This window comes from Actinomadura sp. 7K534 (genome assembly GCF_004348575.1).
Taxonomy (GTDB): domain Bacteria; phylum Actinomycetota; class Actinomycetes; order Streptosporangiales; family Streptosporangiaceae; genus Spirillospora; species Spirillospora livida.
Map to the genome: position 1 here is coordinate 1 of NZ_SMKB01000078.1, position 22,049 is coordinate 22,049.

The 22,049-nt window shown below is 71.9% G+C and carries 21 protein-coding genes; 8 read left to right on the top strand and 13 right to left on the bottom strand.

Annotated elements, in window-relative coordinates; genetic code table 11:
• The 4 genes from E1266_RS17285 to E1266_RS17300 form a co-directional block, all read right to left on the bottom strand.
• Positions 1-647 (bottom strand): aminodeoxychorismate/anthranilate synthase component II (locus E1266_RS17285; RefSeq protein WP_132048130.1); only part of this gene is annotated, 647 nt, incomplete at its 3' end.
• A gap of 144 nt (positions 648-791) precedes the next feature.
• A complete protein-coding gene (locus E1266_RS17290) occupies positions 792-1,829 on the bottom strand; it encodes a uroporphyrinogen decarboxylase family protein (RefSeq protein WP_132048132.1) in 1,038 nt (345 codons plus the stop codon).
• A gap of 94 nt (positions 1,830-1,923) precedes the next feature.
• Positions 1,924-2,559 carry a nitroreductase family protein gene (locus E1266_RS17295; protein ID WP_132048134.1) on the bottom strand — a complete coding sequence of 212 codons (636 nt, stop codon included), beginning with the start codon at positions 2,557-2,559 and terminating at the stop codon, positions 1,924-1,926.
• A 45-nt stretch (positions 2,560-2,604) separates the two neighbouring features.
• On the bottom strand, positions 2,605-3,402 hold the full coding sequence (locus E1266_RS17300; RefSeq protein WP_243718503.1) for an SAM-dependent methyltransferase: 798 nt from the start codon (positions 3,400-3,402) through the stop codon (positions 2,605-2,607).
• 326 nt (positions 3,403-3,728) lie between these two features.
• Here E1266_RS17300 and E1266_RS17305 point away from each other — a divergent pair, with 326 nt between their 5' ends.
• From E1266_RS17305 to E1266_RS17320, 4 genes are all read left to right on the top strand, one after another.
• Positions 3,729-6,899 carry a glycosyl hydrolase 115 family protein gene (locus E1266_RS17305; RefSeq protein WP_132048136.1) on the top strand — a complete coding sequence of 1,057 codons (3,171 nt, stop codon included), beginning with the start codon at positions 3,729-3,731 and terminating at the stop codon, positions 6,897-6,899.
• Positions 6,900-6,944: 45 nt separating this feature from the next.
• Positions 6,945-8,306: an endo-1,4-beta-xylanase gene (locus tag E1266_RS17310; protein WP_132048138.1), complete on the top strand. Its 1,362-nt coding sequence runs from the start codon at positions 6,945-6,947 to the stop codon at positions 8,304-8,306.
• A 234-nt stretch (positions 8,307-8,540) separates the two neighbouring features.
• Entirely contained in the window at positions 8,541-9,836 is a 1,296-nt protein-coding gene (locus E1266_RS17315; RefSeq protein WP_132048140.1) for a cation:proton antiporter, read from the top strand.
• Between the two features lie 120 nt (positions 9,837-9,956).
• Positions 9,957-10,919 (top strand): DUF5954 family protein, encoded by a 963-nt coding sequence (locus tag E1266_RS17320; RefSeq protein WP_132048142.1) that lies wholly within the window; start codon positions 9,957-9,959, stop codon positions 10,917-10,919.
• 110 nt (positions 10,920-11,029) lie between these two features.
• Here E1266_RS17320 and E1266_RS17325 read toward each other — a convergent pair whose 3' ends face one another.
• On the bottom strand, positions 11,030-11,431 hold the full coding sequence (locus E1266_RS17325) for a YbaB/EbfC family nucleoid-associated protein (RefSeq protein ID WP_132048144.1): 402 nt from the start codon (positions 11,429-11,431) through the stop codon (positions 11,030-11,032).
• Between the two features lie 49 nt (positions 11,432-11,480).
• Here E1266_RS17325 and E1266_RS17330 point away from each other — a divergent pair, with 49 nt between their 5' ends.
• Genes E1266_RS17330 through E1266_RS17345 form a run of 4 tightly spaced genes read left to right on the top strand, consistent with a single transcriptional unit; the run spans position 11,481 to position 14,170 of the window.
• Positions 11,481-11,813 (top strand): hypothetical protein, encoded by a 333-nt coding sequence (locus E1266_RS17330; RefSeq protein WP_132048146.1) that lies wholly within the window; start codon positions 11,481-11,483, stop codon positions 11,811-11,813.
• Positions 11,810-12,742, top strand: coding sequence for a hypothetical protein (locus tag E1266_RS38825; protein WP_207945707.1), 933 nt, complete (start codon positions 11,810-11,812; stop codon positions 12,740-12,742). Before E1266_RS17330 ends, E1266_RS38825 begins: the two co-directional genes overlap by 4 nt.
• A gap of 34 nt (positions 12,743-12,776) precedes the next feature.
• Positions 12,777-13,151: a hypothetical protein gene (locus tag E1266_RS17340; RefSeq protein WP_132048148.1), complete on the top strand. Its 375-nt coding sequence runs from the start codon at positions 12,777-12,779 to the stop codon at positions 13,149-13,151.
• Between the two features lie 44 nt (positions 13,152-13,195).
• Positions 13,196-14,170 (top strand): radical SAM protein, encoded by a 975-nt coding sequence (locus E1266_RS17345; RefSeq protein WP_132048150.1) that lies wholly within the window; start codon positions 13,196-13,198, stop codon positions 14,168-14,170.
• A 20-nt stretch (positions 14,171-14,190) separates the two neighbouring features.
• Here the strand turns inward: E1266_RS17345 and E1266_RS17350 are convergent, their stop codons facing one another.
• From E1266_RS17350 to E1266_RS17385, 8 genes are read right to left on the bottom strand one after another with little or no spacing between them, the layout of a single operon-like run.
• Positions 14,191-15,171, bottom strand: a complete 981-nt coding sequence (locus E1266_RS17350) for a glycosyltransferase family 2 protein (RefSeq protein ID WP_132048153.1) — start codon at positions 15,169-15,171, stop codon at positions 14,191-14,193.
• Complete coding sequence (locus E1266_RS17355; protein WP_132048155.1) at positions 15,168-16,415, bottom strand: glycosyltransferase family 4 protein; 1,248 nt, start codon at positions 16,413-16,415, stop codon at positions 15,168-15,170. The genes E1266_RS17350 and E1266_RS17355 overlap by 4 nt, the downstream gene beginning before the upstream one ends.
• Positions 16,412-17,722, bottom strand: a complete 1,311-nt coding sequence (locus tag E1266_RS17360) for a hypothetical protein (RefSeq protein ID WP_207945709.1) — start codon at positions 17,720-17,722, stop codon at positions 16,412-16,414. Before E1266_RS17360 ends, E1266_RS17355 begins: the two co-directional genes overlap by 4 nt.
• Positions 17,719-18,474 carry an NTP transferase domain-containing protein gene (locus E1266_RS17365; RefSeq protein ID WP_243718505.1) on the bottom strand — a complete coding sequence of 252 codons (756 nt, stop codon included), beginning with the start codon at positions 18,472-18,474 and terminating at the stop codon, positions 17,719-17,721. Before E1266_RS17365 ends, E1266_RS17360 begins: the two co-directional genes overlap by 4 nt.
• The gene (locus tag E1266_RS17370; RefSeq protein ID WP_243718507.1) at positions 18,471-19,100 is read right to left on the bottom strand and encodes an HAD family phosphatase; all 630 of its coding nucleotides are present in this window, start codon (positions 19,098-19,100) and stop codon (positions 18,471-18,473) included. Before E1266_RS17370 ends, E1266_RS17365 begins: the two co-directional genes overlap by 4 nt.
• Complete coding sequence (locus tag E1266_RS17375; protein ID WP_243718510.1) at positions 19,097-20,332, bottom strand: 2-phospho-L-lactate transferase CofD family protein; 1,236 nt, start codon at positions 20,330-20,332, stop codon at positions 19,097-19,099. Before E1266_RS17375 ends, E1266_RS17370 begins: the two co-directional genes overlap by 4 nt.
• Complete coding sequence (locus tag E1266_RS17380; protein ID WP_243718512.1) at positions 20,329-21,147, bottom strand: glycosyltransferase family 2 protein; 819 nt, start codon at positions 21,145-21,147, stop codon at positions 20,329-20,331. The genes E1266_RS17375 and E1266_RS17380 overlap by 4 nt, the downstream gene beginning before the upstream one ends.
• A 16-nt stretch (positions 21,148-21,163) precedes the next feature.
• Positions 21,164-21,763, bottom strand: coding sequence for a hypothetical protein (locus tag E1266_RS17385; protein WP_243718513.1), 600 nt, complete (start codon positions 21,761-21,763; stop codon positions 21,164-21,166).
• Positions 21,764-22,049 lie beyond the last annotated feature (286 nt).

Genomic DNA, 22,049 nt, shown 5'->3' on the forward strand with positions numbered 1-22,049 from the left:
GCGGGGGACGGCGCGGCGGGGGACGGCGCGGCGGCGCGGACCGGTCGCCTCCGGCCGGCGCGCTCCCGGGTGAGGTCGAGGAAGTTGCCGATGATCGCGCGGCCGTGCTCGGTGCAGACCGACTCCGGGTGGAACTGGACGCCCCAGATCGGCCGCCGGGTGTGCCGGACCCCCATCAGGACGCCGTCGGGCGTCCACGCCACCGGCTCCAGCACCGGCGGGAGGTCCGCGACGGCGAGCGAGTGGTACCGGACGGCGGAGAACGGCGAGGGCAGGCCCCGGAAGAGATCGGTGCCCGTGTGCTCCACCGGCGACGTCCGTCCGTGCCGGACCTGCGGGGCGGGCCGGACGCGCCCCCCGAACAGGTGGCAGATCCCCTGGTGGCCGAGGCACACGCCGAGGAGCGGGATCCGGGCGTGCTCGATCACCCGCGCGCAGATCCCGAAGTCCGCGTCGTGCTCGGGCGAGCCGGGGCCGGGCGAGATGATCACGTTGTCGAACGGGCGCAGCAGGCGGCGCAGGCCGAGGCGCGACGTCCACGCCGCATCGTCGTTGCGGACGACGACCGGCTCTGCACCGGCCTCCGCCACGTACTGGAGCAGGTTGTGGGTGAACGAGTCGTAGTTGTCGATGATCAGCGTCCGCACGGCATCCCCCACGGCCCGGCGCGGCGTCTGGCGCACCACGCGCCCCGCCGCCCGGCCCCGCCGCATGAGGTTACCGGCAGCGCCGCAGCGGATCGGCGGCAGCGCCCCGGCGGAGCTCCGGCAGCGCCGGGCCACCGGTCAGGACTATGCCGCGAGCTCTTTCCGAAGGAGTTCGGCGGCGCCCGCCATCGCGCGCATCTTCCCCTCCGCGGACTCGCGCGGCAGGTACTTCATGCCGCAGTCGGGGGCGATGACGATCCGCTCGGGCGGCACGAAGCCGAAGGCGCGGCGGACGCGCCCGGCGACGGTCTCCGGCGACTCCACCGCGTGGTCGGACAGGTCGATCACCCCGAGGATGACCGTCTTGTCCGCGAGGTCGGCGAGGACGCCCAGGTCGAGCCCGGACTGCGCCGTCTCGATCGAGATCTGCCGCGCCGAACACCCGGCCAGCTCCGGCAGGAACGAGTAGCCCGCCGGTCGCTCGTGGATGATCGCGGCGTACCCGAAGCAGATGTGCACCGCCGTCGTGCCGGTGACGCCGGCGAGCGCCGCGTTCAGCGCGCGCAGCCCGTACGCGCGGGCGGCGTCCGGACGGGCCTGCATGTAGGGCTCGTCGATCTGCACCACGTCCGCGCCCGCGGCGAACAGATCGGTGATCTCGGCGTTGACCGCCTCGGCGTAGGCCATCGCCGCCGCCTCGGCGTCGGGGTAGTGCTCGTTCTGCGCCTGCTGGGACATGGTGAACGGCCCCGGCACCGTCATCTTGATCGTCCGGTCGGTGTGCGCGCGCAGGAACCGCACGTCCGCGACCTCGACCGGGCGCGGCCGGCGGATCGGCCCGGTGATCCGCGGCACGGGGTTCGGATGGCCGCTGCGGTCGAGCGCCGTCCCCGGGTCGTCGACGTCGACCCCCTCCAGCGCCGTCGCGAAGTGGTTGGAGTAGCTCTCCCTGCGGATCTCGCCGTCGGTGACGATGTCGAGCCCCGCCTCCTCCTGCGCCCGGATCGCGAGGAGCGTCGCGTCGTCCTGGGCCTGCGCGAGCAGCTCGGGCGCGACGCGCCACAGCTCCCTGGCGCGGACGCGCGGCGGGAACCGCCCGGCGAGCCTCGACCGGTCGATCAGCCACTCGGGCTGGGCGTAGCTCCCGACCAGCGACGTCGGCAGCGGCGGCAACGGTGCCATGGGCACTCCTCGGTGTCAGGGACGACCGTGACCAGTCTCAGGACCGGGACGGCCCGTTGTCCATGGCCCGGACGGACGTCCGAGACCCGCCGGGTCACGACATCGGGGTGCCGTAGGTCTCGTCGAAGACGATCTCCTCCACCGGCGTGCGGCTCAGCTTGGCGGGGAAGCCGTGCTCGGGGTAGCCGACCGCGATGTGGGCGGCGGTGATGACGCCGTCCGGGACGCCCAGCAGCTCCTTGACCTTGGGCTCGGCGTGGACGAGGAGCGTCGTCAGGGCGCTGGCGACGCCCTGGGCGCGCAGCGCGAGGCAGAAGTTCTGCGCGGTCGGGTAGATGGACCCGCCGCCCACCACGCTGAACCGGTCGAGCTCCAGGTCGGTGGGGTGGAGGCCGTCGATCTCGGCGCACAGGACGACGATGGCCGGGACCTCGTGCAGGTGCTCGGCGAAGTGGTCGGCGTCGGTGACGGCCTTCGGCAGGGCGCCGACACCGATCTCCCCGGTGTCGATGCCGTCCAGGTACGCCTTCCAGGGCCCGAGGTACCACTCGGCGAGCTGCCGCTTGCGGTCCTTGTCCCGGACGACGACCCAGCGGACGGGCTGCCGGTTGCCGCCCTGCGGCGCGAACCGGGCGGCGTCGAACGCCGTCATCAGGACCTCGTCCGGTACGGGGTCGCCGCGGAAGTAGCGGCACGTGCCCGTTGTCTTCATGGCCTCGATGACGTCCATGTCACCTCTCCGGGGGTAAAGGGCGGGTCGGAAGGCCGGCCGGGGTCAGGGCTTCCGGCCGACGGCGCCGTACATCCAGATGAGATCGAGGTTCGGGGTGACCGGGCCGTCGGGCCGCCAGAGCGGGGTCTGGACGATGCCCGGCTCCAGCAGCTCGAAGCCGTCGAAGACGCGCTCGATCTCGGCCTTGCGGCGCGCCACGGCCGGGGCCTTGGCGCGGGTGTAGGTGCTGGCGACCTCGTTCACCTGGCTGGTGCGGAAGTCCTGCGTGGGGTGCGACAGGACGAGGTAGCCGCCGCTGGGCATCGCGTCCCGCAGCGGGGCGACGATGTCCTGCGGCTCGCGGTCGGGGACGAACTGCAGCACCGACACCAGCATCACCGCCAGCGGCTGCTCGAAGTCGATCAGCGAGCGCACCTGCGGGTCGGCGATGATCCGCTCGGGGTCGCGGACGTCGGCCTGGACGACGGCCGTCCGCCCCAGCCCGCTCAGCAGGGCCCGCGCGTGCACGAGGACGATCGGGTCGTTGTCGACGTAGACGACGCGCGTGTCGGGCGCGATCTCCTGGGCGACCTGGTGGACGTTGCGCTGGGTCGGCAGCCCGGCGCCGAGGTCCAGGAACTGCCGGACGCCGGAGTCCACCAGGTGGCGGACGGCGCGGTGCAGGAAGGCCCGGTTCTCCCGGGCGATGGCGCGGATCTCGGGGGCGGCGTCGAGCGCGGCGTCGGCGGCCGCGCGATCGGCCTCGTAGTTGTCCTTGCCGCCCAGGTAGTAGTCGTACATCCGGGCGGGATGGGCGACGTCCACGTTCAGGTCGACGGGGGCTTGGTCCTCTTCGGTCAAAGTCGGGCCTCTCTAGCGCGCTCGCCGGCCCACCACCGCGAGGGTCGCAGCCGTTCCGCACGACTCTATTGCGTTCCAAAGGATCTCCGTAGGGAAAAGCGCGGAGTCGGCCGCTCTCGGCCCCAGAAAGATCCTCCCCGTCCGCTCGAAATATTTCGAAGCCACTCGTCCGCACTTATGCGCCCAGATCAGAACCGGTATGGCCTGGTTGGCGGAAAAGAGATGGTTGACGAGAGAGACGGCTGAGGCTATTTTCCAGTCGACTCTCGAAAAATATCGAAAAGTTTCGAGACGCCCCCGCCGCTCCCGCAGTGAGGAGACAGCCGATGGGCAGACCGCGCCGGTTGTGGAAGTCGAAGCTGTTCCTGGCCCTCGTCCCGACCGTCATCGCCTTCACCGCGCCGCCCGCCGCCGCGCTCCCCGCCGACCGCGGTGGACCCGGCCGCGTCGGATCCGGCCATGGCGCACCGAACCAGTCCTATATCTCGTTCCGGGACGGCCGGGGCCACTTCCCGCTCGTCGAGGACGGCAGGGCCGCGCCGCTCGTCGTCAGCGGCGCGGACCACCCGGGCGTCGTGCGGGTCGCCGGGGACCTGCGGGCCGACATCGAGCGGGTGAGCGGCGTGCGGCCCGCGCTGTCGGCCGACGGCACGGTCCCGTCCGGGAGCGCGGTCGTCATCATCGGCACGATCGGCGAGAGCCCGCTCATCGACCGGCTCGTCTCGTCCGGGAAGCTGGACGTGCGGGACGTCGAGGGCAAGTGGGAGACCACCCTCGAACAGGTCGTGGACCATCCGATGCCGGGCGTGCGGCGCGCGTTCGTCATCGCCGGCAGCGACCAGCGCGGCACCATCTACGGGGCCTACGACGTCTCCAGGAACATCGGCGTCTCCCCCTGGTACTTCTGGGCCGACGTCCCGTCCCCGCGGCACGGCGACATCTACGTGAAGCCGGGCCGGCACACGCAGGGCACACCGGCCGTGAAGTACCGGGGCTTCTTCATCAACGACGAGAACCCGGCGCTGAACCGGTGGGCGCCGCGGTTCTTCGGGCCGGGGAAGGCCGAGGGCTACCCCAACGGCTTTAACCACGAGTTCTACGCCAAGATCTTCGAGACCATGCTGCGGCTGAAGGCCAACTACCTGTGGCCCGCCGTATGGGGACGCGCCTTCGCCGAGGACGACCCGCTCAACCACGCGACCGCGAAGAAGTACGGCGTCGTCATGGGGACGTCCCACGAGGCCCCGATGATGCGCGGCATCGAGGAGTGGAACCGGCACGCGACCCCGGCCGAGCGGGACGCGGACGGCGACATCACCAAGCCCGGCAGCGACCCGTACGGCGGGACGGGCGAGTGGAGCTTCCGCCGCAACTCCGACGCGATCAAGCAGTACTGGCGGGACGGCGTCGAGCGGATGGTCGAGGAGGACTTCGAGGGCGTCGTCACCATCGGGATGCGGGGCAACGGCGACGTCAGCCTGCCGGACGGCGACGGCATCGAGCTGATGCAGAACATCATCGCCAGCGAACGCGACATCCTGGCCGACGTCACCGGCAAGGAGGCGTCCGAGACCCCGCAGGTGTGGACGCTCTACAAGGAGGTCCAGCGCTACTGGGACCGGGGCATGCGCGTCCCCGACGACGTGACCGTCGTCTTCACCGACGACAACTGGGGCAACATGCGCAAGATGCCCGCGAAGGGGCTGCCGGAGCGGGCCGGCGGATACGGGCTCTACTACCACTTCGACTACGTGGGCGGCGGCCGCAACTACAAGTGGGTCGACACCGCGCAGCTCGCGAACACCTGGGAGCAGCTGCACCAGTCGTACCAGTACGGCATCCGCAACCTGTGGGTCGCGAACGTCGGCGACATGAAGAGCAACGAGCTCCCGACCCAGTTCTTCCTCGACTACGCCTGGGACCCGGACCGCTGGCCGCTGCACAAGCTGGGCGAGTGGGAGCGGGAGTTCGCCGCGCAGAACTTCGGGAGCGGGCACGCGAAGGAGATCGGGGAGGTCCTCGGCGAGTACGGGAACCTCCAGGCACTGCGCAAGCCGGAACTGCTCAACCGCCGCATCACCCTCGACCCGGAGAAGGACCTTTCCACCGACCCGAGCGCCGTCGTCTACGACGACGAGGAAACGCCCTTCTACCTCAACCAGTACCGCGAGATGGACGGCGTCACCGCGCGGTGGCAACGGCTCGCCGAAAAGGCCGAACGGATACGCCGGCGCCTGCCGGAGGAATACCGGGACGCCTATTACCAGCTCGTGTACTACCAGGTGAAGGCGACGGCCAACCTCTACGCGCTGCGCGAGGCCGAGTTCACGAACATCCTTTACGCCGAACAGGGACGGGCGGCCACCAACGACTACGCCGACGAGGCCGAGGCCCGGTTCGACGAGGACCAGGCGATGTCGCGCTACTACGACCACGAACTCGCCGGCGGGAAATGGGAGGGCTTCCAGAGCCAGCCGAAGATCGGCTACGGCAACGTGGCGCGGTACGGCCCGAACGCGCCCTGGCAGCAGCCCGAGAAGGACCACGTCGCGCTCCCCGACGAGATCTACCCGCATCTCAAGCGGATCGAGGTGCCGGACGGCTCGGAGATGGGCGTCGCCATCGACGGCTCCGACGAGTGGTGGCCCAAGGCGGAGACCGAGGCCGTCCTGCCGGAGTTCAGCCCGTACCAGAGCGCGCCCCCGCAGTACATCGAGGTGTTCAACCGCGGCACCGACCCGTTCGACTACCGGATCACCCCCGGTGAGCCCTGGGTGAAGGTGTCCCATGCCGAGGGCCGGGTCGACGAGCAGGTACGGGCGACCGTGTGGATCGACTGGCGGCGGGCGCCCAAGGGGACCACGCGGGTGCCGATCGAGGTCGCGGGCGCGGACGGCCGCACCGTCACCGTCCAGGCCGTGGTCGACAAGCCGGAGCCGTCCCGGGCGCGCGGCTTCGTCGAGGCGGGCGGCTACGTCTCCATGGACGCCGACGGCTTCACCCGGGCGACCGGCGCGGGCGGCGCGCACTGGAAGCGGATCCCGGGAATCGGCCGGACGGACGCCGGAATGGAGCCGTTCCCCGTCACCGCGTCCAGCCAGGAGCCGGGCAAGGGCCCGCGCCTCGAATACGACATGACGCTGACCACGACCGGGCCCGTGAAGGTCTGGGCGTACCTGTCGCCGCGCAACAGCGTCCTTTCGACCGGGGGACTCGAATACGCCGTTTCGATCGACGGCCAGGAACCGCAGGTCGTGAACATCACCGAGGCGACGGGCGCGAACGACACGACCATGAACAAGCAATGGGAGAGGAACACCTCCGACAACGTCAACCGCACCGTCACGACGCACACCGTCACCGGACCGGGGACGCACACCCTGAAGTTCTGGATGGTCGACCCGACCGTCGTCCTGCAGAAGATCGTGGTCGACACCGGAGGACTCAGGACCTCCTATCTCGGGCCCCCCGAAAGCCGGAGGGCCGGGTTTCGCTGAACCCCCCGCCTGAAAAGGCCCCCACCCCCAAGGAGAAACGAAACCATGAGAAGAGCACTCACCTCGGTGCTCGGAGCGGCGACACTGCTCCTGGCCGGCCTGGTGGCCGGCGCGCCCCCCGCCTCGGCGGCGAGCACGCTGAAGGAGGCCGCCGCCGCCAAGGGCATCGTCTTCGGCACCGCCGCCGCGCAGAGCCACATGGGCGAGTCGGCCTACGTCAACACGCTGAACCGCGAGTTCAACCAGCTCACGCCCGAGAACGAGATGAAGTGGGAGACGACCGAGCCGTCCCGCAACTCGTTCAACTACGGCGCGGCCGACCAGCTCGTCAGCCACGCGCAGTCGCAGGGCATGGCGGTGCGCGGGCACACGCTCGTCTGGCACAGCCAGCTGCCGGACTGGGTCGAGAGCATCTCCTCGCGCACCGAGCTGCTGGACGTCATGCGCAACCACATCTCGAACGTCGCCGGCCACTTCCGCGGCGACATCGACTACTGGGACGTCGTCAACGAGGCGTTCGAGGACGGGACGGGCGCCCGGCGCGACACCGTCTTCCAGCGCGTCATCGGCGACGGCTACATCGAGGAGGCGTTCCGGGCGGCGCGTGCGGCCGACCCGGGGGCCGAGCTCTGCTACAACGACTACAACATCGACGGACGCAACGCGAAGAGCGACGCCGTCTACGCCATGGTCCAGGACTTCAAGAGCCGCGGCGTCCCGATCGACTGCGTCGGCCTCCAGGCGCACCTGATCGTGGGCAGCCTCCCCGGTGACATCCAGGCCAACATCCAGCGGTTCGCAGACCTGGGTGTGAACGTCTACATCACCGAGCTCGACATCCGGATGCAGACCCCGCCGGACAGCCAGAAGCTGGCGCAGCAGGCGAGCGACTACCGCGCGGTGACCTCCGCGTGCGTGGCAGTGGCGGCGTGCAAGGGCATCACCGTCTGGGGCGTGACCGACAAGTACTCGTGGGTGCCCGACGTCTTCGAGGGCGAGGGCGCGGCCCTGCTGTTCGACGACAACTACAACAAGAAGCCCGCGTACGACGCCACGCTCGAAGCGCTCGGCGGCGACCCCGACGACCCCGGTGAACCGGGCGACGGCAGCGTCACCTGCACCTACACCCGCACGGCGCAGTGGAACAACGGCTTCAACGGCCAGGTCACCATCACCGCCGGCGGCAGCGCGGTCAGCTCCTGGACGGCCGTCCTGACCATGAACTCCGGCCAGGACATCCAGGCCCTCTGGAACGGGACCCCGACCAGGAACGGCAACGTCGTCACGGTCAAGCCCGCCGGCTGGAACTCGAACCTCGCGGCGGGCGCGTCCGCCTCCTTCGGGTTCACGGCGAGCGCACCGAACGGCGACGTCTCCGACCCGGCGCTCGCCTGCAGCACCCCCTGACCCCCGCACAGCCCCGACGACCGAACACCCCCTGACAACCGGCACGGCGGCAGCTCCCAGGCCGCCGTGCCGGTCGGCGTTCCCGTCGCTGTCCCCGTCGCCGTCCCCGTCGCTGTTCCGGGCAGCCGACCCGGGGTTTCAGCGGCGCGGGCGGGACCGTTAAAGTCGTGGGGCTGATCCGCCGGGTCTGACCGGGTTCGGCATGCACGTCCGTCGAAGTCTGAAAGATCCCGGATGACGAACCTCCTGCTTGTCTTCTCGGCACTCCTGCTGCTCGCGGTGCTGGTGTCGGCCCTCGTCCACCGCACCGTCCTGTCGACGGCCGCCCTGTTCCTGGTCGGCGGGTTCCTGCTGGGCCACGGCGTCACCGACGTGCTGGTGCTGAAGCCCGAGGACGAGATCGTCAACACGCTCGCCGAGCTGGCGCTGTTCGCGGTCCTCTTCACCGACGGCATGCACGCCGGGTGGAAGGAGGTGCGCAGCGCCTGGCGGCTGCCCGGACGGGCCCTGGCCGGGGGCCTGCCGCTGACCCTGCTCATCACGGCGGCGCTCGCGCACTACGTGGTGGGCCTCGGCTGGATCGAGTCGCTGCTGATCGGTGCGGTGCTCGCGCCGACCGACCCCGTGTTCGCCGCCGCGCTGATCGGCAACGAGAAGGTGCCGCCGCGCCTGCGCCGCCTGCTGAACGTGGAGTCCGGGATCAACGACGGGGTGGCCCTCCCGTTCGTCATCGTGTTCCTGGCCATCGCCCAGGGCTCGGACGACCTGCACATCGACGAGCTGGCGATCGAGCTGAGCCTCGGCATCGTCATCGGCGTGGTGATCCCGCTGGCGGCGCTGGCGCTGGAACGCACCCGGTGGTTCGCGGTCTCGCCCAAGTTCGAGCCGCTGAACGCGCTCGCGATCGGGATGCTCGTCCTCGCGGTGGCCCAGGCCACGCACGGCAACCTCTACCTGGCCGCGTTCGCCGCGGGCGTGACGGTCGCGACGGTCGGCGACCACTACAAGGAGCAGTTCGAGGAGTTCGGCGAGCTGATCGCCGAGCTGTTCAAGCTCGGCGCGCTGCTGGTCTTCGGCGCGCTGCTGTCGCCGACGTTCCTCGGCGAGGTCGGCTGGGCGGGCTGGGTGTTCGCGGTGCTGGCCCTGGTGGTCGCGCGGCCGGTGGCGATCTGGGTGTCGTTCCTGCGGTCGAAGCTGACCGCCCGCGAGCAGGCCGCCGTGATGTGGTTCGGGCCCAAGGGGTTCGCCTCGGTGGTGTACGGGCTGATCGTCCTGGAATCGGGCATCGCGGCCGGCGACCAGATCTTCCATCTCGTCGCCGCGACGATCGCGCTGTCGATCATCGCGCACTCGTCCACCGACGGGTTCGTGGCGCGCGGCTTCGACAACGAGCACGAGGTCCCCGCCTGGTTCGACCGCGACGGCGACGGCGAGGCGGACGACGCGTCCCCGGCCGAGACGACCGAGCCGGCCGCAAAAACCGAGCCGCCCGAGAAATCCGAATCGTCCGGGTCATCGAAATCCCTCTGACCCGGCCCCGCCGACCTGAACATTGCACGAATTTTCTTTTTCCGGTTAATTGCCGCAAGCCCGCCGGTCGAAATCACGAAACCCGTGCGGGAATGCGGGCCGGACGGCCAGGATGCGGGCATGACCTTCCCGCTGATGCACGGGTTCGACCACCTCAACGTGGTCGCCGACCTCGACCCGGTCGCGGCGGTGCGCGACAGGGAACTCGGCGAGCGGATTCTTCGCTATCCCAAGATCCTGCCCGCCGGGTCCCCTTGTTTCGGCCATGCAGTGCAAAAGGGAAAAGAGTGGCGAATCGGATGTCTCGGCTCCGATGATCCGTCCGCCGCCCGGTACGGACTGGCCATGGATCTGCGGACGGCGGCGGCCGGGGAGCCGGATCCCGGCACCGCCCGCGCGATGCTGGCGGCGGCCGCCAGGCTCGACCCCGAGGAGGGCCCGCAGCTCGCCAAGGACGAGTGGGAGACCGGCGACCGCAGGTACCGGATCATCCGGGTCGAGAAGTTCATCCTGATCGGCGACCGGGTCATGGAGCCGCCCAGGGCCACCGACGCCGACCTCGCCGGCGACGGGCTGCTCCGTGACCACCCGCTCGACCCGGCGGCGCCGTGCGGCCAGTGGGAGGCGCAGCTCCGCCTGAACCTCGTCGCGCGGCTGCCCGTCCCCGGCACCGTCCCGGCCATGATCCGCACCGAGGCCCGGCACGCGATCCAGGCGCACCCCGGGGTCGTGCTGCTCCCGCCCACCTTCATCGTCGTGGAGGTCGACGGCGACTCCTGGGCGCCCCTCACCGGCGGGGACGACCCGGACCAGGCCCGCGATCGGCTGGCCCGGCACTTCACCGGCCTGCTCCCCCGGCTCCGCGAGTTCCAGAACGACCCCGCCACCCCCGCCGAACTCGCCGAGTGGACGGCGCTCGCCGACGAGATCCGGGCGTCGACCGGCCACCGGATCGTCGTCCGCGGCCGCGAGTTCCGCACCGTCCGCGTCTGCCGCATGCTCCGCCTCGGCCGCGACGGCCCCGAGTCCCCCCGCCCCTGCGACCAGGACCAGTACGGCCTGACCGACACCGCCGAAGCATAGAATCGGCCGCCCGGCAGCCGGTGATGAAGCCCCGGATGAAGTGGCAGGTCGGTGGGCAGGCGCTCGCCGGCCTCGCCCTGGCTCTCGATGACCCCGCGGCGTGACCGTCGTCAGGGCTGGAACTTGCGGTGGGCTTCGGCGATGTCGCCGGTCAGCCGCTCCAATGTGGCCTCGAACCGCTCCGCGGTCTTGTGGAGGTTCAGGTCGCCGCCGAAGATTCCTTCGGTGTCCTCCCGGATCCGCTCGTGCAGGCGGTCGATCGCGGCGTTGACCGCGTGCTTGATCTCCTCGGCGAGTCCGGCCGCGTCGCGCCGCGGGCCCGCCCGCAGCGCCTGGGGGTCGATGGCCAGTTCATCGATTCGGCCCTCGTGGCTGACCGTGACCCTGATCAGGCCGTCTCGTGACTGCCCTTCGGCGCACAGTGCGGCCGGGGCGACGGCGGGAGTCGCATTCCCATCCGGTTCAGCCAGAACACGTTCCCGCCTGGACTTATATGGAGGCTCGGCGTCCATCTTGACTACCGCCTTCTACCACTATTGACGTCGCGGCTAACATGATGCCATGTCCGATGAGTTCAGCGTGAACGTTCCGGGACTCCGCTCGGCGGGAACGTCGATGCAAGAGCTCGGCGCCCGGCTCGACGGCCGCCAGGAATCGTGGAAATCGCAGGTGGCAGGGTCTTCGGCGATATGGGGCGCGGATGAGGAGGGATCCCTCTTCGAGGGCGGCTATCTGGAGGTCACGGCGCGGCTGGGCGAACTGCTCGGCGGCCTGGCGGAGGCGTTCGGCACAGTCGGCGTCAACCTCGGTGTGAGCGCCGACAATATCGCGGCCGCCGATGATGCCACCCGTGCGCAGATTCACGGTGTCCAGCAAAGACTCGGGCGCCCATGACCTTGACGTTACCGCCCGTACTGGCGGGCCTCGTGGAAAAGGCGGGCGGGCGGTGGCCGGAGGCGGACGAGGACCGGCTGAGCGAACTCGGCGCCCAGTGGCGCTCCCTGGCGGGTGAGCTGCGCGGCCTTAAGGGTGCCGGCTCGGCGGTCTCCCGTCGGGTCGGCGACGAGAACCAGGGCGCCTCGATCGACGCGTTCGGGCGGCTCTGGCAGACGTTCGAGCAGCACGTCGACACGGTGTGCGGTGCGCTCGACGCGGTCGCCGACGGGGTTCGGGCGATGGCGCAGGCGGTGCTCGGCGCCAAGACCGCCATCGCCGAGGCCGCCGCGGCGACCTACCGCAAGATCCTTGAGGTGCGCCGCCGGGCGAGCATGTCGGGCGGGATCTGGTGCGCGATCGGAGTGGCCGTCCTGTGGCTGCTCCGGTTTCTGGGCCGTTACATCCTGCGGCTGCTCGGCTGGCTGGTCAAATGGATCTGGCGGGGTATCGTCTGGCTTTTCAAGAAGGCAGCCGCCGCGATCGCCGCCGCGTACTCCTGGTTCAAGGGGCTGTTCAAGGGAAAGAAGGACAAGAAGCCGTCCAAGACGGATTCGTGGGCCAACGGGAAGCCTCCGCAAAAGGCACAGGACAAGGTGCCGAAGGAGTGGGGTCCCGGGCAGGCGAACAAGAAGGCGCTCAAGGATCCCAGTAAGCCGGGCTGGCGGTGGCGGGACCCCAACAACCCCAATAACGGAATCCGCATTGACAAGGGCGATCCGAACAGCCCCTGGCCGAGCCAGCGCGTCGATCATGTCGTGATAAACTCGAACGGGAAAATCCTGGACCGGTACGGGAACCCTATCAATGCGCCGAAACCGACCAAGACGCCGGAAGCCCATATCCCGCTGGACCAGTGGTTGAAGTGGAGCAATTGGAGTCATCCATGAGCCGGCACACCCCTTTTCCCCGGAGTGACGTCCGATGAGCGGCTATTCGGGGATACGCGGAAGCGTCATCGATGCCGTGCGCGTCCTGTCCGACCCCGGCTACCAGCGGAGGATGTGGGTCGAGGAACGCGGATCCGACCCTCGGCTCATCGAGGACCTCGACGCCAACATCAGCACGCTCTATGACGACACCGGAGTCGCCGAGTCGCCGCACGACTATGTGGGGACGGTGCTGAGGAGCGAGGAGGAGGCGCGTGCGATCGCGGCGCTGGACCGCGTTCTCACGCCCTTGCTGGAGGCGCTGCCGGCCGGCGCCGACGACGCGTCGGTGATCGCCATGCCGGAATGGCGGCGGGTGGTCGACGCGGCCCGCGAGGCGCTGGACGTCCTGACGGCCGGATCCCCGTAGCGGCGTGACCCGGCGGCTCGCAAGGCCGACGCGGAGGAGGCACCGTGCTCGACGTCCCCGGGCTCGTCCGGCGCGCCGAGGTCTCCCGCCGCCTGCTCGGGCCCGGGCTGTGCCGGGTGTGCCCCCGGCTGTGCCGGGCGGACCGCGCGGCCGACGAGACCGGCCTGTGCGGCATCGGGCGGGACGCCGTGGTCGCCGCGCACTTCCCGCACTTCGGCGAGGAGGACTGCATCCGCGGCCGCCGCGGCTCCGGCACGATCTTCTTCTCCGGTTGCAGCCTGCGCTGCGTGTTCTGCCAGAACCACGACGTCTCCTGGATCGTCCAGGGTGAGCGGGTGACGGAGCGGCGGATGGCGGAGATGATGCTGGAGCTGCAGGCCCGCGGCTGCCACAACATCAACCTGCTCACGCCTGAGCACGTCGTCCCGCAGATCCTCGCGGCGCTGCCGGTCGCCGTGTCCGGCGGGCTGGAGGTGCCGATCGTCTACAACAGCAGCGGCTACGAGGGCACCGAAAGCCTCGCGCTGCTGGACGGGGTCGTCGACGTCTACCTGCCGGACCTCAAGGTCGCCGGGTCCGGACATGCGCGCCGCTACCTCCGGCGTCCCGACTACCCCCGGGTGGCCCGCGCGGCGATCCTGGAGATGCACCGGCAGGTCGGCCCGCTGGTTCTGGACGAGTCCGGGCTGGCGCGCCGCGGGCTGCTCGTCCGGCACCTGGTGATGCCCGGCATGGGCGAGGAGACCGCCGAGGTCCTGCGCTGGATCGCGCGGGAGCTCGGCTCCGACACCTACGTGAACCTCATGGCCCAGTACACGCCCGCGGGGCTGGCCGGCGGGGCCGGCGAGCGTGGCCGGTACACCGAGATCGGACGGGCGCCGGGGCGGGAGGAGTACCTGCGGGCGGTGGACCTCGCCGAGCGGCTGGGACTGAAGCGCCTGGACGCCCGCAGCCGCGCGATGGGAACGGCCCTGGCCGACCTGGACGGCGCCGAAGAGTCGCCACGGGACGTCGATTGAGTCCAGCTCGCGGACGAACGTCACCGTGAGGGGTGGCGGAGGCCGGGGAGGAGGCGGAGGGAGCCGGCGGTCAGGCCCGCGACCAGGACCGTGTGGACTGCTAGGTGCACTGTCATGAAGTAGGCGGTGAAGGCGGGGCCTCGGTGGTGGTGTACATAGCGCAGCAGGGCCGGGTCGGCGGTGGCGAAGCAGGCCAGGAGGGTGAGGGGCAGCGCGAGCAGTGCCGGGTGCAGCAGGGCGGCCGGGAGGGTCGCCATCGCCAGGGCGCAGGCGAGGATGCCGGCCGGGCGGTTGGCGTGCTCCGGCTGGCCGCCGCCCCGCCGGGACGCGGTGAGCGCGAGCGGGACGAGGGGTAGGGCGCGGCGCCACTGCTCGGCGAGGATCGGCAGGAGGCGGCTCGCGTCGTCGTGGTACCCGCGGACGGCGTCGGTGAGGACGACGCGGCACCTGCCCGCGAGCCGGCCGCCGTACTCGACGTCCTCGCAGTCGCGGAGCGACTCGTCGAAACCGCCGACGGCGCGCAGCACGTCGCGGCGGATCGCGGCGAGCGCGAACACGACGCCGGTGACGTCGCCAAGGTAGCGGCGGCGCCAGTACGCGGCGTGCAGGATGCGGTACCACTCGGCGGGCCCGTCGTCGATGAGGGGCTCGGGCTCGTACACGCCCTGGACGCACCCGCATTCCGGGTCGTCGTCCAGGACGCGCAGCGCGTTCTCCACCGCGTCGGGGCGCAGCGCCACATCGGAGTCGAGGAAGAAGACGACGTCCCCGGTGGTGGCGGCGACGCCGGCGTTCCGCGCGGCCGACACCCCGCGGTTCTCGGGCAGCCGCACGACGCGGCAGCCGTGCGCGGCGGCGATCGCGGCGGAGTCGTCGGCGCTGGCGTCGTCGACCACGACGATCTCGTCCGGGCGGCGCGTCTGGGCGAGTACGGCCTCCAGGCACGGGCGCAGCGTCTTCGCCGCGTTGTAGCAGGGGACGATCAGGGAGACGGTCGTCATGGCCGGGCCTCCAGCGCCGCGCGGTAGACGGAGAGGGTCTCTTCGGCGGTCCGGGCCCAGCTCAGCCGGTCCCGGACGAGCCGTTCCCCGTGCCGGGCGAGATCCGTCCGGGCGGCCGGGTCGGTCAGGACGTCGGTCACTGCCTCGGCGATGGCGTCCGGGCCGGTGCCGCAGACGAAGCGCGCCGCGGGGGCGTCCGCGTCGCCGAGGAACACGCGGGAGAACCCGGTGCCGAGCACGGCCGGCCTCGCCAGCGCCATCGCCTCGGTCGCGACCAGGCCGAACGGCTCGAAGAGGGAGGGGAACACGCAGGCGTCGGCCATCTCGTAGTACTCCAGCAGCGCGCGCCCGCCGACGAACCCGCCGGAGGTGCGGACGTGCGCGTCCAGGCCGGTCTCGGCGACGATGCGCGCGACGCCCGCCGTGTCCCCGTCGCCGGCGACCACGAGGCGGACCCGGGGGACGTCCTTGCGGATGCCGCGCATCGCTTCGAGCAGCTCGTAGATCCCCTTCTGCCGTTCGAGCCGCCCCACGAACAGCAGCACCGGGTCCTCCGGCGCGATGCCGAGGCGCGAGCGAAGGGCGGCGGCGCCACGGCGGAGTTCGTCCCGGTCGAACCCGGGGTCGGCCAGGATCCGCTCGAACGTCCCGCCCAAGGGGACGACGTCTATGGGCGTCCGGTCCCAGCCTGCGGCGACCAGTTGGTCCCGCACCTCCGGGGTTGGGACGACGACGCGCCGCGCGACCCGCGCCAGCCACCGCTCGACCGCCGCGAAGGCGTGCAGCGGGTCGGCGATCGTGCGCTGTGGGGCGACGCCGTACTCGGTGGTGTGGACGTGCAGCACGACCGGCAGCCGCAGCGCGTAGTGGCAGAGCAGGCCGCACAGGAAGTTCGTCGTGTCGTGGACGGCGACCAGGTCGGGCCGCTCGTCCCGGCCGAGGCGCCGCAGCCGCAGGAAGTACCGCCAGTTGCTCACCACGACATTCAGGGCGAGCAGCAGGAACTCGGCCCTGCGGGTCCGGTTGAGGCGCCTGCGGCGGCCGATCGCGCCGAGGACGCGGCCGCGCGGCCGGTACACGGCGACCGTCCCGCTCGCGTCGCGCACCGGGAGGCGGCCGTCGTTCAGCGTGCACACGGCCAGCCGGTGCTCGCGGGCCAGGTACGGCGTGATCATCTCGGCGTACCTGCCGAGCCCGGTGGTGACGTTCGGCGGGTACTGGTTGACGACGTAGGCGATCCTCACCGCTGCGCCTCCACTGTGTCCGTCTCCACTGTGTCCGTCTGTTGCGAATGCGGCGCGGCAGGGGGGTCCGCGCGCCGGTACGTCCTGGCCGCGGCGGTCCCGACGATCGCCACGAGGATCGCGTTGCCCAGCGCGAAGCCCGCCAGCGCCCCGGTCAGCCCCCACCAGGCGACGCACGCGGCCAGGCAGGCGGCGGCGACGGGCGTGCCCGCCGCGAGGCAGCCGACGAGGAGCCGCGCGCCGCGCACCCCGTCCATCGACAGGGCGACGGAGTACAGGTTGAAGACCGTGTGCGCGCCGATGCCCGCCGCCGACAGCGCCATGAGCCCGAGCGAGTACGGGTAGCCGCCGCCCAGCAGGACGAAGAAGCCGGTGCTCGCCGCGAACGCCACCGCCGCCGTGCCCAGCGCGACCAACGGGGTGATCCGCGCGATGCGCCGCAGCGCGGCCGGCTTGTCCGCCACCGCGAGCGCCGGCAGCAGCACCAGGCCGACCCCGTCGGTGAACAGCACGCCGAGCAGCCGCTTCGGGAAGCCGTTGTAGACCGAGTACACGCCGACGTCCCCCGCGCCCGCCCAGTGGTTCAGGAAGATGACGTCGATGCCGAACAGCACGCCGGTCAGCGCGGCGATCACCGTCATGTAGCCGCCGAGCCGGTACTGCGAGCGCGCCGCCGCCCGCGTCCACGAGCGCGGGGCGATCCCTAGGCCGGGCAGCGCCACCAGGACGAACGCGGCGTTCGTGGCGATCAGCGCGAGTAGGTAGACCTCCGCGTCGCGCACGCCGAGGACCAGGAGGCAGAACGCCGAGCCGGCCAGGTAGGCGGCGGCGACCGCCAGCTTGAGGGACGCCACGAACCGGTACCGCGCCAGGCCGCGCAGGAGGCCCTCCGTCAGCTGGTTCAGCGCCAGGGACAGCCCGAGCGCGAACGAGAGGCACAGCGTCCGGGCGTCGACGCCCAGCGGGACGGCCAGGAACGGGGAGAGCAGCGCCCCGGCGGCGGCCAGGCCCCCGCCCAGCGCGAGCGTGGACAGGAACGCCGTCGTCGCCAGGGCCGGGCGCTCCGCGGGCCGGGCGCGCGGCAGCTCCTGGAGCAGCACGTAGTGCAGGCTCATCAGCATGCCGACGGCGACGATCAGCGCGATCGTCAGCACCAGCGTGAACTGCCCGAACTCCCGCGGGCCCGCGCCCCGGGCGATGACGAGCGTGGTCCCGGCGGCCGTGGCGCTGGCCAGGCTGCTCAGCAGCGTCGGCCCGGCCGCCCACCCGTGCCCGCCGAGCAGCGACCGCATGCGGGCCGGCTTCACCCCGCGCGCTCCGCGTGCCGCCGCCGGGCGAACTCCAGGTCCGCCGCGGTGTTGATGCCGCGCGCCTCGTCCGGGTCGTCCACGTGCACCGCCGTGACGTCCCGGCCGCGGACCAGCGACAGGTAGGCCAGGAACGGCAGGAAGTTGACCTCGCCGGTCATCGCGCCGCGGCTCGCGGCGGCGAGGTAGTCCCGCCAGGCGGCCGCGAGCCCGGCCGTGCCCAGGCAGAACACGCCGACGTCGCTGAGCCCGCCGGGACGGCACGCGTCGCCCTCGCGGGACTGCCGGACCCGCAGCAGCCGGCCGCCGGACAGCTCGTACTCGACGTACGGGTCGGGCATCGGCACCAGCGGGATCGTCAGCCCCGGCGCGCGCAGGTGCGCGTCCACGACGCGGCGCACCGTCCCCCCGGTCAGGTTCACCTGGTCGCCCCAGACCACCAGGATCCCGCCGTGGGACTCCCAGTGCCCGGACGCCCCGAAGACGGCGTCGCCCATCCCGGTCGGCTCGCGCTGGACGCTCACGGACACCGCGCCGCGGGCGATCTCCGCGGCGGCGAGGCGGTGGAACCGCGTCTCCGCAGCGGGCGCGACCACGACGTGCACGTGGTCGACGGACGGCCGCAGGGCCCGGTACAGCAGATCCCACACCGTGGCGCCATCGGCGATCTCCACCATGATCTTCGGGACGTCCAGGCCGAGCCGCGTCCCCCGCCCGGCCGCCGGGACCACCGCGCAGACCGATCCGCTCACCGCCGGGCCTCCGCCTCGGCGAGCGCGACGAGGTCGTCCAGCCCGCCGAGGTGGACCGCGCCCGGGGCGCGCTCGGCCGCGTGCACCTGGAAGGTCCGCAGCCCGGCCCCGACGGCGGACGCCACCCCGTGGACCGAGTCCTCCACGGCCGCGGCCTCGCCCGGCCCGATGCCCCAGCGTTCGCAGGCGCGCAGGTAGAACCCCGGGTCCGGCTTGCTGACCGGGACGTCGTCGCCGGTGAGGACGCCGCGGAACCACCCGCCCAGCGAGCAGGCCGCCAGCACCCGCTCGACCGAGCCGCGGCTGCCGCTCGTGACCAGGTAGGCGGGCTGCCCGCCGGCGGCGAGGGCCGCGAGGAACCTGCGCGCCCCCGGGAAGACCGCCACCTTCCCCGCGTCGACGTACGCGCGGTAGTGCCGCCGCTTGGCGCCGACCAGCCGCCGGGCGTCGGCCGCGGCGAGCCCCAGCACCGCCGCGACCTCGTCGGTGGTGGCACCGGCGTGGTGCTCGTACCGGAAGGAGCCGAGCAGTCCGGGCGCGGTCTCCGCGAGCGCGGCGCGGAAGGCGGCATCGTGGACCGGGGTGGAGTCCACGAGCGTGCCGTCGAGATCGCAGAGCCAGATCATCCGGCCTCCTCCAGCGGGGTGGCGGCGGGCAGCCCCGCCAGGGCGGTGAGGACGCGCACGGTGCGCCGCCCGCTGTGCGTGCCCGGACGCGCGGGCTCCGCCAGGTCCGCGGTGATCCACCGGGCCCTGCCCCAGACGTCCCCCGGCACGTCCACCGGCACCGTGTCCCCCGGCACCGTGTCCCCCGGCACCGCTTGGTCGCCCGTGCCCCCGTGGCACAGGACGTGGGTGACGGATCGCCGCTCGTTGAACGGGTCGCCGAGATGGACCAGGGCGCGGGCGAGGTGGTCCGACGCGCTCAGGCCCTGGACGTCGTGGTCCTCCCGGATGTTGACGACCAGCACCTTCGCCGCCGCGCGGCTCGCCGCGACCGCCTCCGCCACCCCCGGCGTGCGGTAGCTCGGATACAGCGACGAATGCGGGGTGCCGGGCCCGTACACGATCAGGCGGGCGTCCCGGATCGCCGCCAGCGCCGCCGGGTTCGGCGACACCTCGGCGCCGCGGCCGGCGAGGATCCGCCGCACCCGCGCGGCGGGCATCGCCTCCAGCGCGTCCCGGTCGCGGACCGGGTCGCGGAGCAGGAACAGGTCGGTGATCGGGGCCGGGTCCTGCGGCGCGACGATCTCCGCCTCGTCCGCCAGCAGCCGCCCGTCCCGCTTGAGCGCCACGAGGTGGGCGTTCTCGCCGCCGGTCACGTTCAGCAGCCGCACCGGGGACCCGAACGTGGCGGCGCACGCGCGGACCGCCGCGTTGAAGTCCTCCCCCAGCCGCAGGTAGGCGCCGGCGAACACCAGGTTGCCGAGCGAGCAGTCCGCGAGGTCGAAGCGCCCGGCGCCGGTGCCGAGCCGGTCCAGGAAGGCGGCCAGGTCCCGGGCGATCGCCAGCCGGGGGCGGCGCGGCAGCGCGTGGCACCCCTCGACGAGGTCGACCGCGAGCGCGCCGACGAACCCGGCGAGGTCGCGGGGCGTCGTCCCGTCCGGGAGGCGGTGCTCCAGGACCGCGGCCAGCGCCGCCTGCCCCGGGTCGCGGGCGTCCAGGTGCAGCAGGAGGTTCTTGCGGAAGTCCGACGGCCCGAGCATCCCGGGCAGGTAGCGGCGCAGCGCGCCGGTGGACATCCCGTTGTCGTAGCCGTTGATCAGCAGCGACAGCCGGACCCCCGGCGTGCGCAGCAGCTCCCGCGCGATCGCGGCGCCGCCCCGCCCGCCGCTGAACATCGCGACCTCGGCGCTCACCGGACCTCCCGGCGGATCCACTCGTTCGCGGACGGGGCGCGCAGCACGCCCCGCCGCTGCAGCCAGTGCCGGTAGCCGAGGTAGCCGACGAGCAGCGCCCGGTCCCGGGCCCCGCGCCAGTACCGCCAGCCGCGTCCCCCGCCGGCGCGCGGCCGGTGCTCGATCGGGATCTCCACCCATCCGCGGCCGAGCTCGGCGACCCGGGCGGTGATCTCGGTCGAGCAGTTCATCCCGCCGGCCTCCAGCGGCAGCGCGCGCAGCAGCGGCCCGTGCACCAGCTTGAAGATCGAGTTGAAGTCGCGGTACCGGGTGCGGTGCAGCAGGTTGCTGACCGCGCCGCTCGCCGCCGAGCCCCACCGGTACGCGGCGCCGTCGGCCTTCCGGACGCGGGCGCCGGAGAACGCCGTGCCCTCGCCGGCGAGGACGGGCCCGAGGAACCGGTCGAGGTTGGCGATCGGGAACTGGCCGTCGGAGTCCAGCAGCAGCACCCAGTCCAGCCGGGTGTGCCCGATCGCGGCGCGGATCGCCGCGCCCGCGCCGCGGTTGCGGTCGAACCGCACGACGACCAGCTCGGGGCAGCCCACCCGGAGCTCTTCGAGGATGTCGGCGGTCGCGTCGGTGCTCCCGTCGTCGCACACGACGATCTCCCACTCGCCGACCATCGCGTTGCGCCGCAGGTAGGTCTGCCACTCGGTGACCACCTCGGCGATGTTCGCCGCCTCGTTGTAGGCGGGCGCCGCCACGGAGATGTCGATGGCGCCGGACAAGCTCCCGTGCGGAGGCATGTCGTACGCGGGCATGTCGTACGCAGGCATGGTGTCCCCCTCCCGCTCAGGCACCGCTCCGCCCGGTGCCGAGCAGGCGCCCGATCCAGCGGTCCAGCGGCAGCAGGTTGAACGCGACGACGAACGGGACGTGGGCGAGCGCGAACACGATCGTCGCGCCGAACGAGATCGGCCCGCCGGTGATCAGGTTGATGTGCGGGGCGTCGATCTCGGGCGGGATGTCCACCGGGTTGACGACGAACCACATGAGGTCGAGGAAGCCGGAGAAGATGACGGCGATCCCGGTGAAGACGACCTTCAGGCACCGTCCGGGCGTCCCTCCCCCGAGCCGGTAGGCGGCGGCGGTGGTCAGCACGAGGCCCGGATAGAGCAGCAGGTAAAGGTGGGTGTAGAAACTGTCCGCGTCGGCGCGCTCGCCGTCCAGAAAGTAGAAGCCGCTGATCCGCGGAAAGAGGTAGCCGGCGAAGAAGAGGAACGGCACGTACAGCACCCAATGCGGAACCTTCGACGGCCACGGGAACAGGGCGATTCCGCAGGCCAGGCAGGCGAACACCAGCAGTTTCACCGGCAGTTCCCAGGCGGCCTCGATCTCCCGCCCGTGCGGCATGAACAGCAGTACGGCCAGTGCCCCGGCCGCCCCCGCCACAAGCGCGGCCCACCACACGTGAACGCCCCAGCGGGGGTGTGTCGCGGGCGGTGCGCCACCGGTTGCGGAATCCGGTTCGCCTTCTCCGGATCGCGTCCGGGAGCCCGGTTCCCCGCTCCTGACGGTCATTGTGCGACACCTTTCCCCGTGGCACCGCACGACCGACCGGCGCCAATCCCCTTAGTCCCGATTTCAACCATCGTGGGAGCGCTCCCACACCTGACCGCCGCGCACCCCGCGAAATCCTTGGGAGCGCTCCCAGTAGATTTGAGGACGTCCATTCATG